Source organism: Hyunsoonleella flava, from assembly GCF_004310325.1.
Classification (GTDB): domain Bacteria; phylum Bacteroidota; class Bacteroidia; order Flavobacteriales; family Flavobacteriaceae; genus Jejuia; species Jejuia flava.
In genome coordinates, this window is the sequence record NZ_SIRT01000001.1 from 83668 (window position 1) to 99756 (window position 16089).

General features: G+C 34.9%; 14 protein-coding genes. 8 read left to right on the top strand and 6 right to left on the bottom strand.

Annotated elements, in window-relative coordinates; genetic code table 11:
* Positions 1 to 286: 286 nt before the first annotated feature.
* Genes EYD45_RS00375 through EYD45_RS00390 form a run of 4 tightly spaced genes read left to right on the top strand, consistent with a single transcriptional unit; the run spans position 287 to position 2787 of the window.
* Complete coding sequence (locus EYD45_RS00375) at positions 287 to 625, top strand: DUF6249 domain-containing protein (protein ID WP_130962366.1); 339 nt, start codon at positions 287 to 289, stop codon at positions 623 to 625.
* Positions 626 to 633: 8 nt separating this feature from the next.
* Entirely contained in the window at positions 634 to 1146 is a 513-nt protein-coding gene (locus tag EYD45_RS00380) for an RNA polymerase sigma factor (protein WP_130962367.1), read from the top strand.
* Positions 1147 to 1156: 10 nt separating this feature from the next.
* Entirely contained in the window at positions 1157 to 1462 is a 306-nt protein-coding gene (locus tag EYD45_RS00385; RefSeq protein ID WP_130962368.1) for a hypothetical protein, read from the top strand.
* Positions 1459 to 2787: a serine hydrolase domain-containing protein gene (locus EYD45_RS00390; RefSeq protein WP_130962369.1), complete on the top strand. Its 1329-nt coding sequence runs from the start codon at positions 1459 to 1461 to the stop codon at positions 2785 to 2787. The genes EYD45_RS00385 and EYD45_RS00390 overlap by 4 nt, the downstream gene beginning before the upstream one ends.
* Positions 2788 to 3458: 671 nt before the next feature.
* On the opposite strand, the gene EYD45_RS00395 is transcribed toward EYD45_RS00390, so the two are convergent.
* Together EYD45_RS00395 and fahA are read right to left on the bottom strand one after the other, a co-directional pair.
* Entirely contained in the window at positions 3459 to 4646 is a 1188-nt protein-coding gene (locus tag EYD45_RS00395; RefSeq protein ID WP_130962370.1) for a hypothetical protein, read from the bottom strand.
* 643 nt (positions 4647 to 5289) lie between these two features.
* The gene (gene fahA / locus EYD45_RS00400) at positions 5290 to 6582 is read right to left on the bottom strand and encodes a fumarylacetoacetase (protein WP_130962371.1); all 1293 of its coding nucleotides are present in this window, start codon (positions 6580 to 6582) and stop codon (positions 5290 to 5292) included.
* 193 nt (positions 6583 to 6775) lie between these two features.
* Here fahA and glyA point away from each other — a divergent pair, with 193 nt between their 5' ends.
* Positions 6776 to 8047 (top strand): serine hydroxymethyltransferase, encoded by a 1272-nt coding sequence (gene glyA, locus EYD45_RS00405; protein ID WP_130962372.1) that lies wholly within the window; start codon positions 6776 to 6778, stop codon positions 8045 to 8047.
* 331 nt (positions 8048 to 8378) lie between these two features.
* Here the strand turns inward: glyA and EYD45_RS00410 are convergent, their stop codons facing one another.
* Positions 8379 to 9260 carry a hypothetical protein gene (locus tag EYD45_RS00410; RefSeq protein ID WP_130962373.1) on the bottom strand — a complete coding sequence of 294 codons (882 nt, stop codon included), beginning with the start codon at positions 9258 to 9260 and terminating at the stop codon, positions 8379 to 8381.
* A 198-nt stretch (positions 9261 to 9458) separates the two neighbouring features.
* Between EYD45_RS00410 and EYD45_RS00415 the strand changes: the two genes are divergently transcribed.
* The 3 genes from EYD45_RS00415 to EYD45_RS00425 are packed head-to-tail and all read left to right on the top strand — an operon-like array spanning position 9459 to position 11771.
* Positions 9459 to 10871 carry a M20/M25/M40 family metallo-hydrolase gene (locus EYD45_RS00415; protein ID WP_130962374.1) on the top strand — a complete coding sequence of 471 codons (1413 nt, stop codon included), beginning with the start codon at positions 9459 to 9461 and terminating at the stop codon, positions 10869 to 10871.
* A 12-nt stretch (positions 10872 to 10883) separates the two neighbouring features.
* Positions 10884 to 11210, top strand: coding sequence for a hypothetical protein (locus EYD45_RS00420; RefSeq protein ID WP_130962375.1), 327 nt, complete (start codon positions 10884 to 10886; stop codon positions 11208 to 11210).
* A gap of 6 nt (positions 11211 to 11216) precedes the next feature.
* Positions 11217 to 11771, top strand: a complete 555-nt coding sequence (locus EYD45_RS00425; RefSeq protein ID WP_130962376.1) for a hypothetical protein — start codon at positions 11217 to 11219, stop codon at positions 11769 to 11771.
* On the opposite strand, the gene EYD45_RS00430 is transcribed toward EYD45_RS00425, so the two are convergent.
* The 3 genes from EYD45_RS00430 to EYD45_RS00440 form a co-directional block, all read right to left on the bottom strand.
* Positions 11768 to 13186: an amidohydrolase family protein gene (locus EYD45_RS00430; RefSeq protein ID WP_130962377.1), complete on the bottom strand. Its 1419-nt coding sequence runs from the start codon at positions 13184 to 13186 to the stop codon at positions 11768 to 11770. The genes EYD45_RS00425 and EYD45_RS00430 overlap by 4 nt on opposite strands.
* Positions 13187 to 13198: 12 nt before the next feature.
* Complete coding sequence (locus EYD45_RS00435) at positions 13199 to 14383, bottom strand: DUF1624 domain-containing protein (protein WP_130962378.1); 1185 nt, start codon at positions 14381 to 14383, stop codon at positions 13199 to 13201.
* Between the two features lie 194 nt (positions 14384 to 14577).
* A complete protein-coding gene (locus tag EYD45_RS00440) occupies positions 14578 to 15936 on the bottom strand; it encodes an MFS transporter (protein ID WP_165453853.1) in 1359 nt (452 codons plus the stop codon).
* Positions 15937 to 16089 lie beyond the last annotated feature (153 nt).

The following is a 16089-nucleotide window of genomic DNA, read 5'->3' on the forward strand; positions in this document are numbered from 1 at the left end:
TATCCTGAATTTGATTCAGGGTCTTTTGAGACTATTCTAGATGATTGCATTGTGTTTATAATAGTATCTTTATTGTTTATAATTATGTACAAGTATATTGACTTTCTGGGTTAAGAACCCGAACTTCGATTATCAATCGATATAGTTCATTAAAACGAAGCCATATCTAATCGTTGCCAAACATTAAGACAAATCCTCTACTTAACATCATAAATCATTTATTTTCTAAAAATTGTAACCTTTTTAATTTTTCCCTCTCTAAAGAGTAAATAATAAAAATTAAATTATGGTTGCTTTAACAATGTCGTCATTTGACTATCCTATAGGTCCAATATTTATAATAGTTGGAATAGTTGTTATGTTTTATCTATGGACTCAATATCGCCAAAAAATGGAATTGATAAAAAAGGGCGAAAGTTTAATAAAAATTGACTCTTTAGAACAAATGAAAACCAACCACCTAAGCAAAGGTATTATTGCTATTACTTTATCTCTGGGAATTCTTTCAGGATATTTTCTAGAAGGTTACACATCACTGAATTCATGGGTTGCCTATTCTACAATGCTCTTACTTTTCTTTGGTATTGGTGCTTTAGTATTTTATGGTTTGATAAAAAACCAATAAAATAACTAATGTCTAAAGAATTAATTCAAAGGGCAAAAAAAGGTAACACTGACGCCTTAAATGAATTAATAGAAAAATATAAATCTGTTGCTTTTTCTATTGCTTTTAAATACCTGAAAAACAAAGAAGATGCTGAAGACATTACACAAAATGCTTTCATCATAGTTTTAAGATCTATCAAAAAATTTAGGAATGAGTCTAAATTTTCAACTTGGCTGTATAAGATAATTTATCACGAATGTCTTAAAGTGTTAAAAAGTAGAAATCTAATGATAGAATACATCCCTGAATTTACACAGATAGAAGCAGCTGAAGTAAAAGATGAAACAAAAAAAGTAGATCATAAGATTGACGAACTTTTAAGTCACTTAAAACCTAATGAATATACGGTGATCACACTTTTTTATTTAAAAGAAAAAAGCATAAAGGAGATCGGCGAAATAACATCTTTTAGCAAAGCAAATATCAAAGTTATTTTGCACAGAGCGCGAACCAAGTTAAAAGAAATTTACAATACATAATATAATTAAAATGGAAGACAATACGATAAAACAGGTATTAAAGAAACATCTTAAAACGACTGGAAATGAGAATTTTAACTATCAAATTATTCAACAATTGAATCTGGAACAAAAAAAACAGCGTCCTAATTTATTTAACGAAACCTCTATAATAAATTGGTTTTTAGTCGTTTCTGGATTCGTTCTGTTTTTTTACTTACAACAAGAATCAAAAATAGATGCCAATGCAATTTCGATAGGATGTATTATCTGTGCTGTTCCACTTTACTTACTAATTTTTAATAAAATATATTCACTTAAAAAAAATATCCAATGAAGAAATTATATATATCAATGATGTGTTTAGCATTTTTAATTTCCTGCAAAACCACAACAATTGCTCAATCAAAATACCTAAAAAAGGTAAATGAGATTAAAAGACAGATTAACCAAACAGATTTGGGTAAAAATTACAATGGCTCAATCTTAATTGCTGATGGAGAAAACATCTTATTTAAAGCATCATATGGGTTTAGTACATCAAAAGAACCCAACCAAATTGAAACTAGATATGAAATTGCTTCAATGGGTAAAATGTTTACGTCTATAGCAGTAATGCAATTGATTGAAAATGGAAAGCTTAACTTACAACAAACTATTGGAGACGTTTTAAAAGATTACCCAAACCAAGATGCAAAGCGTATTACCGTTCAACAGCTATTATCTCATACCTCTGGTCTAGGTGATTTTTTTAGCCCAGAATTTGATCGTAAAAAAGAAACCATTAAAACACTGAAGGACTATTTACCTTTTTTTGTGAATGATCCATTAGAGTTTGAACCTGGAGCGCAAATGCGCTATAGTAATGCCGGTTTTATTGTGTTAGGCTTAATTATTGAAAAGCTCTCAAATTCAAATTTTAACACCTATATTTCTAAACATATTTTTCAACCAGCAAAGATGTCTTCAACAGGACCTTTAACTAGCACTGCTGGAGGTGGCACTTCTACAGTATATGATTTACATAAGTTTGCTGTTTCCTTAAATAATAATACGTTGATTAATGCGTCTTCTTTTATAGCAATGACTACTAACCATTTTAGTAATGGTTATGGTTATGGTATGAGTTTAAGAGATTTGAATGGGAAAAGGATATATGGTCATAATGGAGGAGCGCCAGGTGTATCTGGAGAGTTAGACCTTGTAATAGGTGAACCGTTAATCATTATCACTATGTCTAATAGAAGTGCTATGGATGGTTGGGCACAAGTAAGAACCAATATTAGAAAAGAATTTTTTGGTATGACCCCTGAGATTCAAGAATTTTTAAATACCGAAAAAGTAGTTCACATGTATCAGAAAGAAGGACTGAAAGAAGCGAGTAAATTGCTTTCTAAATTGGACAATAACATTTCTGATAAAAACACTTTTCGTTTCGCACAACAATACATGGGTCAGAGACAATTAGGTAAAGCTATTGATATTTTAAAATTAATAGTGCAAGCATACCCCGACCAATGGTATCCTTACAGTTTTTTAGCTGATTTTCAGTTACAAGCAGGGAAAAAAGAAGAAGCGATCAAAAACTATAAAAAGAGTTTGGAATTCAATCCAAAGAACGAACAAGCAATTGAACAACTTAAAAAGTTGCGACAAGATTAAGAATAACGTTTGGCAACAAAGTGTATAATTCATTGCTACTAAAGACTTACTTACGAAAGTTTTTGCGGACTTACTATCTGTGATTTATTTGCTAACTTTAGTGCTTAAACACGCAACGAAATCATACACAAACAGGATAAGCGCAACCATAATTATGCAAACCAAAACTCCCAAAACTGGCGCTCATCTTTGACGAGTGATTCTGATAATAAAAAAAATAAGACCAGCCATTATTATATTTCAAATGAAAAATTTTTGCCTAATCTTATCTTTATTATGCTTCTTAAATACTTTCAGTCAAAATCCAGATTTAAAATATTTAGAGGTTGAATTTTTAGATATAATAGAACCATATTCTCGGAATTCTGGTGTACCATTCGATTCACCACTCAATGCCTCTACAATATTAAAGCTAAGGTTTAAAAACAAAGGGAAGAAGGTGTTTATCTTAAGCTTGAAAGATGTATATGCGTTAGATCGTAACAATGAGTACTACCCAGTTAGTAAACCTTCAAGGAAGAAAACGATAAAAATTAAAGCAAATCAATCAAGAAGGCTCTGCACTTTAATATGCCAGATAATGAACAGCTAGTAAAAATATTGATTGATCGAAAAGTATTTGAATTATATCTATAAAAAAACTCCCAAGCTAGCTTGGGAGTTTTTTTATTCTATATACCTGCAATATTAGAGGAGTAGGAGTTGATAATTTGTTTCAATTGTAGTTTTAAGTCTTCTCCTGTATCAAAAATCATTTGCTCTTCGGTAGGGAAGGGCACCGCGCGAAGCTCTAAAAATGGAATCAAACTAGTATCTAATGCTCTTCTATCACCTCTTGAGGTAGCGTAAATATGTTCAAAGACAAATTCGCTACTTATCGGAAAGGCGTCAACCAATTGGTTATTGCGCAAATCATAGTACTCTATATTTCCTGTGATTTGAGAGGCTTTAAATTGTGTAAACTCGTAATATTCACAACGAACGGTTTTCATACGGTCTACCTTAATGGCATTGCCTAAACTGTCTTTTACAACTTTGCCATTTTCAATTAAATCTTGCTTACCATCAGCAATTTGCTTTTCCTTAATAATTTGACGCTCTTTGATTTGCTCTGGAGAAATATTGATGTCTCTAAAGTTAACTTTCATATTAAAATCATAGTTCACCTTTTCCTCGGCAACGCTATGAAACTGTAACCAAAAGGTGTTAATACCATAGCTACTAAAGTTAAGTAAGTCGTTTTCCAAACGTGCAGGAATGATTTTTCCAGAATCGTTAATCATGTCCACAAGTACAAAATCAGTCCCTTTTTGGTGCGCCACGTTCATTAACTCACGTGTGTCTTTGTAATTAGGGTTAATATCTTCTATCTCGCGAAGTTGATTGTATGCAGCCCTAATATCAAACTTATTACTAGAGTTTAATAAGGCTTGTGCATTGTTATACAATTGCAACGATGCACTATTTCTGTAGGTAATAATCTCGTTGCTGTAATCGTTAAAATCAAACCGTACTTCATTGCCTTTTACGTACAATGGCAACAAAGGTTTTATAGCTTCTTGACGGTTATCCAAACTTGCATAGGCGTCAAAAATACGCAGGTAGCTTTCTGGATTATTGTCTTTCTTTAAAAAACGTATGTTTTCTAAATCTCGCGCAGTAGCTTTATAATAGGCTTCTTCCAAAAGCATTATAATATCTGCTTTTCCCCTTCTGTCCTTGTTGATTTTTAGTTTGCCTATGGCATCGTTTATAGCACGATCGTAGTTGCCATAACTAATGGTTTTTTCCATTTGTCTTCGCGTGCTGCAAGACATTAGGAACACCAATACTAATACTGAAAGTAATATTTTTTTCATAGGTTAAAATGTTTTGGTTATTTGAGGTACTTTCCAATAGTTGTGCCAAAATAGTAATATATACTATGAAATGCTAATAAAACAGGTTGAAATGCTTAATTTTATATTAATTTGAAGGTTATTTCTTTCTTTTTTGATTATTTTTTGGCTTTTGAATATGCGCTTCTAAATCATAAACACATCGTTGGTCTAGAGTTTCTCATCTAAAAAGGCCTGTGCTGAGCCTAGTCGAAGTAAAGTGGGTAAGGTTGTGTTGTTTGAGGTGTAAGCTCTTTTAAACTGAATACAGAAACGGTAATATTTACTTTTAAATGAATGTTCTACATAAGAATACTTTGTTCATTTTTTTCTTGATAGACTATTCTTATTTGTGAAGTGGTTTTATTGTGTAACGTATTTTTTCAATTTTACCAACAGCCAACAGCCAACAGCCAGCGGTTAAAAGTCAACAGTTCGCAGTCAGGAGTCAGGAGTCAATAGCCCGACAGGTAAGAAAAGACTAAGGTTACGACATGGCACCAGCAGATTAGCCCGCGTTAGGGATTGAACGGCATGTTGGAGCTCCCTACGCAGGAGGAGCGACTAGTGAAAGCCCGACCCGGCTTCGAGAGCCTCGGCGAACAAAGGGGTAACGCCCTAAATTTTATTTCTTTTTCTTAGGGTTAAATACTGGAAGTAATTGTGTTTTAACCTGCCCAAAACCAATACGAACATCATCATTTTCACAATAACCGCGCATGACAACAGTATCATAATCATTAATAAACTTACGGGTGGTACCGTCTTTAAGCGTTATAGGTTTGGTGCCTTTCCAAGTCAACTCTAATAGGGAACCATAAGAATCTTCGGTAGGTCCAGAAATAGTACCGCTTCCCATCATGTCACCAGAATTTACAGGACAGCCATTAACCGTATGATGTGCCAGCTGTTGCGCTATATTCCAGTACATGTATTTAAAGTTGGTTTCGCAAACTGTGGTTTCTTTACCGCCTTTTGGAATAATACCAGCTTCTAATTTTATATCAAAACTGTGCTTACCTTTTGTTTGAAGATAGGATAGCGGCTTAGGATTTTGTTTAGGACTTTCTACTCTAAATGGTTCTAAGGCATCTAAGGTTACAATCCAAGGCGACATTGACGATGCAAAGTTTTTTCCAAGGAACGGCCCTAAAGGTACATATTCCCATTTTTGAATATCGCGAGCAGACCAATCGTTAAATACCACTAAACCAAAAATGTATTCTTCGGCCTCTTCAACGGGAATAGGCTCACCTAAATCATTCGCATCTGTGGTAATAAACGCCATTTCCAATTCAAAATCTACCATATTACTAGGGCCAAAAACAGGTTTTTTAGCGCCTTCTGGCATGGTTTGCCCTTGTGGTCTATGAATAGGAATATGTGTGGGAATAATAGATGAACTTCTGCCATGATAGCCCACAGGCAAATGCAACCAATTAGGCATTAAAGCATTATCGGCTCCTCTAAACATAGTTCCCACGTTGGTGGCATGTTCTTTACTCGCATAAAAATCGGTGTAATCGCCAACGTACACTGGCATTTTCATCTCAATCTCATCTAAACGAAATAGGATACGCTCTTTATGTACCGTATTATTTTTTAGCACTGGGTTCTCAGCATCAAAAATTTCCGCAATTCTATTTCGTACTAAGCGCCATGTTTTACGACCATCAGCAATAAAGTCGTTTAAGGTGTCTTGAAGGAATATATCATCAGTTAATGGTATCCCATCAAAATACCCCAATTGATGTAAAGCACCTAGATCAATCGCGGTGTCACCAATGCGCGTTCCTATGGTGATAATATCATCCTTAGTCAAGAATACACCAAATGGTATGTTCTGAATAGGAAAATCTGAATTTTTATTGACGTACAACCAAGAACTTCGGTTGGGATTATTTGCTGACAATGGCATGTTCTTCTTTTTTTATTTGCTTATCAAACCTACATATTTTTTTCATTTTAATAGAAAAAAAACAAGAAAATATAGGTTTTGCTATAGGGTTAATAAATCGGTGTATAACTTACTTAGTAAATATATGTATTTTGATGTTTTTAAGTGTTCTATTTGTTATTTTTGCGCAATTATTTAACGACAATTTAATTTTATGCAACGCGACGAACAAATTTTTGAATTGATTCAAGCCGAAAAAGAGCGCCAATTACATGGTATAGAACTTATAGCATCCGAGAACTTTGTAAGTGAACAAGTCATGGAAGCCGGAGGCTCTGTATTAACTAACAAATATGCCGAAGGATATCCAGGAAAGCGTTATTACGGCGGTTGTGAAGTTGTGGATGAGGTTGAGCAAATCGCAATAGATAGGGCAAAAACTTTATTTAATGCGGAGTATGTAAATGTGCAACCACACTCTGGAAGTCAGGCCAATACAGCTGTGTATCATGCTTGCATAAAACCAGGCGATACTATTTTAGGTTTCGATTTATCCCATGGAGGGCATTTAACTCATGGTTCGCCAGTTAACTTTTCTGGGCGTTTGTACAATCCTGTATTTTACGGTGTTGAAAAAGAAACAGGGGTATTGAATTATGATAAAATTCAGGAGATAGCTACCAAAGAGCAACCAAAACTTATCATAGCAGGTGCGTCTGCATATTCAAGAGATATAGATTTTAAGCGTTTTAGAGAGATAGCTGATAGCGTTGGTGCTATTTTATTAGCCGACATTTCGCATCCTGCAGGACTAATTGCCAAGGGTATTTTGAATGATCCGCTACCACACTGTCATGTAGTAACTACCACTACACATAAAACCCTGAGAGGTCCAAGAGGTGGTATGATTATGATGGGGAAAGACTTTGATAATCCTTTCGGAATTACCTTAAAAAGTGGTAAGCTCAGAAAAATGTCGTCGTTATTAGATTCTGCCGTTTTTCCAGGAAACCAAGGCGGCCCGTTAGAGCATATTATCGCAGCAAAAGCCATTGCTTTTGGTGAGGCGTTAACCGATGACTTTTTACAATACCAATTACAGGTAAAGAAAAATGCTGCTGCTATGGCTGCTGCATTAGTGGCAAAAGATTACCATATTATTTCTGGAGGAACAGATAACCACATGATGCTTATCGATTTGAGAAACAAAAATGTTTCAGGTAAGGATGCGGAACAAGCCTTGGTAAAGGCAGACATCACCGCAAATAAAAACATGGTACCTTTTGATGATAAATCTCCATTTGTAACCTCAGGAATTCGTTTAGGTACAGCCGCCATTACAACACGCGGTTGTAAGGAGGATGATATGAAAGCCATTGTAGAGCTAATCGATGAGGTTATCACTAATTATGACAACGAAGCTGTACTACGCGCTGTAAAAGCAAGAGTAAACGGTATGATGAAGGACAGACCTTTGTTTGTGTAAAGCCAGTAGTCATGCTGTACAGGTTTCAGCATATTATATAATTTAAAATCTCGTCTTTTTGGCGGGATTTTTTATTTTGGCGTTCCCCTGCGGGTCAGGCTTTCGGCAGTCGCTCCCTCCTGCGTCGGGGAGCTTCAACAAATGCCTCAATCCTTAACGCAGCTATTAGCTAGCTTTGGTTTTAAATTTGAAATTTGTTTCTTTTTGGGGAGGTTCGTTTAACGTGTTTGTATGCGAGGATTTTCCGAAGGAAAATCAGAAGCTAGCAAACGAGCAACTCACATTGGTTAAGCTAAAACTAGCAATTTTTTATATACTTTGTTAGGCAACGTTATTTTGTTTTAACCGGAATCGATAATTCAATATTCGTTCCAACAGCTTTTTTATCAGCTGTTTTAGCTGGGTTAAATTTCGGTAACGATTCTATAATACTTTTAATGGTTTTTCTTGTTTGATTTCCACCAGCTATTGAATTTAAAGTTTCTACATCTGAGACATATCCAGTTTTTGCAATTTTCACTTTGTATTTTAATATTCCATCTTCTTTAGGTGGTTTAATGTTTTTTGTTTTTAGCTTTTCAATTACATATGAATGAATCGCTTTCATTGTACACTCAGTGATTTCTTCTTTATTTGGTTCATTTTCACAGCCAATAAAAGACATTGGAACAAATAAAGATTCTGTTTCTTCTTTATTCGGTAGACAAATTCCTTTAATTCCTTTTTTGTTTGTTATAGCAACAAGTCCTAATCCTTTTTTATAATATCGCTTTTCTTTTTCGCCATTAGAATATTTATTTTCAACAACGATTAGGTTTTCATAATTACAGTATGGTGTCTCAAAAGCGCCATCTATTTCGGCAACTTTTCCAGTATTCCAATTAATTCCCTTTTGTGGTCTTGCGATTAGAAGTATACTTTCTGTCTTCTTAACCTCATTATACATAAAAATAGTGTCATTTTGATTGCGAAGTAATAAGTCATAAATAGTTCCATTTCCAAAATCCTGTTCATATTTATAATATTCCTTTCCATCAACGTCAATCTTTTCGGTTACTCTCTCAACATAAAGAGCACTTCCCCAAGAGATATATTTTTCAAATCCGATTTCAAGTGGAAAATAGCTTTCTCCGAAACTTTTGTCGCAAAATTCGCTTTGTCCGAAAGTCAAAATAGGCAGAATTACTAATAATAAAAATATTGTTCTTTTCATTTGTTGATTTGGTTTTAATGTTGCCTAATGTGGAGATATCGTTCCGTTTTAATGAACTATATCGTATGTTAAACGAAGTTATCATTTTTTTCTGACAAAATCAAACAAAACTAAGCTGCGGTATAGACTTAAATTTTAAGATTCCTTTTAGAGCCGAAACGTTTCATAAGCCCTATATTTAACATCAAAAATCCACACATGAGATTGATACGAGCCCAAATATTTTTAGTGCTTTTACTAGTTTCACTTCAGGCTAAAGCACAAACAGACGAAGCCACCATAAGAAACATCTACACAGCTTCATTAACCAATGGCAATAGTTATGAATGGTTAGATTATTTGTCAAATCAAATAGGAGGAAGACTGTCTGGATCTTATAATGCGGAACGCGCTGTAAAGTACACTAAGGAAGAGCTTGAAAAACTAGGACTAACAAAAGTATGGCTGCAACCTGTGATGGTACCAAAATGGGTGCGCGGAGCAAAGGAATATGCCTATATTGAAACTGCTGAAGGCACAACAACCACCGTAAATATTTGTGCTTTGGGAGGCTCAATCGCTACGCCTAGTTTAGGCGTAAAAGCATCAGTTATTGAAGTTCAAAATTTTGAGGAATTGGCAGCATTAGGAACTGAAAACGTGAAAGGAAAAATTGTGTTTTACAATCGCCCGATGCAAGCCGATTTGATACAAACCTTTCAGGCCTACGGCGGTTGTGTAAACCAACGTTATAAAGGTGCCGTGGAAGCTGCAAAATATGGGGCAGTAGGTGTGATTGTGCGCTCCATGAATCTGCGTTTAGACGATTTACCCCATACGGGAAGCATGACGTATGACGATTTACCAAACGACAAACGCATTCCATCAGCAGCCATAAGTACTAACGATGCCGAATTATTAAGCAGTATGCTTAAACTGGATACCGATACCAAGTTTTACTTTCGTCAGCACTGTAAACAACTAAAAGATGTGCAGTCTTATAATGTGATTGGTGAAATAAAAGGCAATGAATTTCCAGATGAAATTATTACCGTTGGTGGACATTTAGATTCATGGGATTTAGGTGATGGTTCTCATGATGATGGGGCAGGGGTAGTACAATCCATGGAAGTTCTAAGATTGATGAAAGTTTTAAATATGAAACCAAAACGTACCATTAGAGTTGTGTTGTTTATGAATGAAGAAAACGGATTACGTGGTGGGAAGAAATATGCAGCAGAGGCAAAAGCAAAAGGCGAGAACCACATTTTTGCTTTAGAAAGTGATGCTGGCGGATTTACACCAAGAGGATTTTCTTTTGATTGTAATGATGCAAATTTTAATCAGGTTTTAGCTTGGAAACCGCTTTTTAAACCCTATTTAATTCACTATTTTGAAAAAGGTGGCAGTGGTGCAGATGTTGGTCCGTTAAAAAGCAACACCAATGTTCTAGCAGGATTACGACCAGATTCCCAACGCTATTTTGACCATCACCACGCCAGTAACGATACGTTTGATGCGGTTAATAAGCGCGAGTTAGAGCTCGGTGCCGCAACGATGACAGCATTAGTTTATCTTTACGATACTTATGGTGTAAACCCTATTGCGAGCCCCACTAAGCTAAAGGATTGAATTATTTTGACAATGAATTGGGAAGCCCAACTAAAAATTTATGATGCCATAGTAGATGGATGTCCGCGGTTTGAACGCAAAGGCAAATCTATGATTTATACTTCGGCTAACGGTTACATGTTTACCTTACTAAATAAAGCAGGTGAAATTGGGGTTCGTTTTTCAAAAGAAACCCAAGAAAAATATATTAAAGAATTTAATACGACATTGTACAAGTCGTATGGTGCTGTTATGAAAGGTTACGTGCTTATCCCTGATAATATACTTAAAGATTCAGAAAAAATGGTACAACTTTTTAATGAAAGCTACGATTATGTGATGTCCTTAGGACCAAAATAAAAACCTATGAGAATTTATATTTTTTTAATTGCAGTCCTTATTTCCTCAAGTATTATGTCTCAAAACAAAGAAAAGTTACCATATTATGAAATTCCAGAACCCGCAGAAACCTATACTGCAGGCACTTCTATTTCTAGAATGATAGATGGTTTAGGCTTTCGCTATTATTGGGCTACCGAAGGCTTAAGACCTGAAGATTTAACATACAAACCCAGTGAATCTGGGAGAACTTCAGAGGAAACTATCGAACATCTATATGGATTGTCTAATTTTATTTTAAGTGCTATAATAAAAGATTTTAAAGCTGTTGATGGCGAAAAAATGACCTTTGATGAAAAGCGCAAGCAAACCTTATTAAATTTTAAAACAGCTTCTGATATTGTAAGGAAAACGGACGATATTTCAAAGTTTGATAATAACAGATTCCCATTTTGGAATATTATAAACGGCCCAATTGCGGATGCGTTATGGCATTGCGGACAAGTGGTAATACTAAGACGTGCTTCCGGTAATCCGTTCAATTCAAAAGTTAGTGTGTTTTCAGGAAAGCTGAGGGATTAGTTTAAACCCACTTTTCCTTTTACAGATTCAAAAAGCTTTTTAGAGTCATAACCCACGCCGTCTTTAAAAACAATTTCCATGTTTCTAATGTTTTTAATGTCGGTGCGTAAATCGCCATCAATTAAAACCATATCGGCTATTTTACCTTTTTCAATAGTGCCAATAGTCTTGTTTTGTTCAAGATATGTTGCACCATTTAGCGTACAGATTTTAATAACATCTTCTAGAGGAAAACCAGCCTCAACTAATATTTCGATGGTGCGTTGATTCGCATAACCAGCAACCGTTCTACCCGCACCAGTTGGGTCGGTACCCGCCATTAGTTTTCCGCCTTTATCATAAAAACGTTTTAACCATATTAAGTTTTTCTCAAATCTTGCTAGAGTAAGGGAGTCCCTTCCTACACTTCTTTCATAAATACCTTTTACATCTTTTAAAACTGCTGGTGTAACTGTATCTTCGCCTCCACCGGGAATTAGTTCTCTATTGGTATAGGGTTCAAAAACATTAGGTGTAGTGGTAATGGTGGTGCCGTTTTTAATTAAAATGTCGATAAGCCTGTTTACTTTTTCACTATCAACAGGTTCTGTAGTTAACGAAGTTCTCGCATTAAACGGATCGCAAATATCTTCATCTTTATCTACATCAAAATCCGTAGACGCCATGAAACCATGTTCCAAATTATCAATACCAAGATTAGAAGCTTCCTCGTAGGTAACCGAACATAAATGTCCTGTAACTTTAAAACCACGTTTATGGGCCTCTTCAAGACATACTTTCATATCTTCTTTCGTGATATTATTGTAAAGTTTAAAAGAGGTAACCCCTCTGTCTGCCCAAAAATTGACGATTTCTGATACCTCTTTAGTGTCTTTTATAAATCCTAATTCTGCTATTGGTGGACCTTCACGTTCAATAAACGGACTGGTAACATCCATTTTAGGTCCTGTCATTTTGCCTTCAATAACCCAACGTTTTACGTTTAAATCGGACTGCGGTTGGATACTGCCAGCGGTTCTCATTGTAGTTACGCCCCCTGCTAAATATAATCTTGGAAACGTAAAGGTCATTTGCCCTACGCTAAACCAATTTTCAAAAAATTTGGTGTAAAACAGATGTTCGTGCATCATTACTAGACCGGGAATTAATGTTTTGCCTTTACCATTGATAATCTGAGCATTTTTAGGCACTTCAATTGATGCTGAATTACCTATGCTATAAATTTTACTTTCCTTAATAATTACGGTTTGGTTGTTTTTTAGAGCGTTTCCTGTGCCATCAATAAGAGTTACGTTTTCAATTGCAACTATTGTAGTATCAACAGTAATGAACGATTTTACACGCTCTGAGAAGTTTTGGGAATTACTACTATAGGTAAGAAGCAGGTATAAACCTAAAACAAAATATTTATTCATAATTGTATAGCGTTAAAGGTAGCTTAACCACCATTTATCTTTATTGTTTGCTTTGTATGCCATATAAGTTTTGCTTGGAAAGTAGAGCAGAGTAACTACAAATATCCAGACTAAATATACAATAAATAGTGAGTAGCCATAATCTAGGAGTTTTGCATTCATAAAAACGTCATAAGTCAATATCATATCTTTCCAATTGCCTCCAAAAATTAATATGCCTATAATCGCTAAAAGATGAATGACTAAAATGTGTATAAAATAAAAAAACAGCGGTACTCTTCCGAAGGCTAAAAGAAAGAGGGATACTTTGTTTTTTATTGATTCTACAACGAGAAGAAATAAAAATGAAGGTCCTAAGGTAATTGAGGCATAGGCCAAAGAGGGCGGGTATTTTGTGACATTAAAAAACGACATTACGGTTTTAATGTTTAAATCATAGTTGGTCCATGGCACAGGGTCGCCATATATATTAAACCCTCTAACAACAAAGAATAATAATGTTGTACCAAAACCCAAATATAGTAGCCATTTTTTTCTTAAAGTATCATTAACATCTTTTTGGTATAAATAGCCAAAGCAGTAGCCGAGTACTATGATGCCAATCCAAGGTAAGACAGGATAGTAGGCTCCAATCATGGAATTTGAACTTGTAGTTAATTCCCCGCCTTGATGCAACACATACCAAAGAATAGCTTGAAAACTATTGCCTTGAAATTGGATGCTATCTAACAAATTATGCCCAAAAACAATTAATAAACCAATTCCCAAAAGTAATTTTCTTGGAATAAGTATTAAAAATGATAACGCTATCATACTAACACCAATAGCCCAAATTACTTGAAGCACAATAAAACTGTAGGTAACATCAAACCACCAGAAGAAATTATTGACTACAATCTCTAAAAAAACCAACCAAAACCCTCTAGTGATTAGAAACTTAAATAATGCGGATGTACTTTTTTTACGACCATATAAAAATGCCGAAGTTCCTGCTAAAAAAACAAATACGGGTGCACAAAAATGTGTAACAAACCTTGTAAAAAACAAAAAAGGCGTTGTAGTTTCTAAGTCTGTTGGATCAGAAAAAAAAGAACCATAATGAAAATAATCCCTTGTGTGGTCTAACGCCATAAGTACCATTACGAGTCCTCTTAGGATATCTATGGATTCGATTCTTGACGATTTGATTGATGGCATAAATTGTATTATAAGTTATATGATACGAATTAATGATATGTAAAGCAAGTGAGATAGTTTTTAAAAACTTCTTTAAACAGGCGCATCAGTAATAGCTTATCATTAACTAATTGCAAAACTTCAAACATTTCAACATCGTAGAAGTATTTTTTGCTATTACTGATGTTTTCTTCATCTTCAGCCTGTTTTCTATTTTAATCCTTAATAACCTGTGGTGTTACCAAAACTTTATCCAAAATACTAAAGCTATCTATTTTTTTCCTGTGTTTATCAAAGCATACAAACTTCATCAACAATGCCATGATTAAAGGCAGTATTGCTACAAATAGAAATACATAATCCCAAGTGAAATACGTTTTAAGCACACCCAACAGAGCAGATCCTGAAGCTCTTCCCATGTTGGACAATGCCATATAAAGTGTAAATTGTGTAGCGGCTACTGTTTTCCAACATAATTGCATGGCGGAAGCAAAAACTGCTATACACAAAAACGTATATAGTGTATAATAACCAACAATAAACATGTAGATAACTATGTTGTTGCTCCAAAAATTACTGGTCAATGCAAATATGGCAATTATTGTGGCTATGACTGTTAAGTAAAACATTAGCATCTTTATTTTTCCAAAGTAATCCACTAAATATCCACCAACAAACATCCCTAAAACACCACCAATAATTGAAGCTATTGAAAACACTTGAGAGAATGAAGTGTTTGTCCAGCCCAATTCTTGCACAGAGAAAATAGGAAATAGTGTATCCATTAAACCGTACATTGTACCTATGACGAATGAGGCTATCCCAAAAATAATACTTCCTTTCAATCGTATTACACGATACAGACTTTTTAAGATTTGAGACCAACTCCTGAGTTGTGTTTTTTTTGATTTAGCATTAGCTTTTCCTTTGCTCCAAGGCATGGTTTTTTCGCCAGGGCGTTCGGTAAAATATATTGGCACAATCATTATGAGAGCCACAGCTATGGACAACGATGCGATGGCGGATTTAAACCCGATAGAGTTAATTAGTGCTGTTCCAATTACTAGTGATAACGAAGTGCCAATGATTTTTGATCCCCACATTAAGCCATTGGCTCTGGCTTGTTCATCTGGAGGGATCACGTCAACAGCCATTCCATCAGTTGCTACATCTTGAAAGGCTCCAAAAAAACTAATTAAAAATCCAACTGTAGCTAGGGCAGTTAAATTATTCAGTGGGTCTGCAATAAAAGCAATACTTAAAAAACTGAGAATTAACCCTAACTGACCGAATATAACCCACGGGCGTTTTCTGCCCATGGCTAAAAAAGTAAAACGGTCCATTAGCGGTGCTACTATAATTTTAAAGCTCCATGGTATACCAATAATTCCAACAAACGTTGCTATTTCTAAAGGAGTTTTGTTATTCATGGCTAACCAAGCTGGAATTGCAAAAAACGTAATACCTTCAGGAATACCTTGAGCTATATAAAGTGTAGAAAACGAAAAATAGCGGGAAATAGCACTGGCAGTTAGGTTTCTGCTAAATTTTCGATTTAATCTTAGTTGTAACACGGTATAGGAATGAATAATGATTAAAGTAATACAGAAACTAAACTCTTTGAAATAAAGAAGTGAATGGTCAAAATTTCAAAAACACCGTACTAGTAACTCAAATATTAAAAATGACGCCAATAGCACAGTGTTTTCTAAAATTAGGTTGGTTAA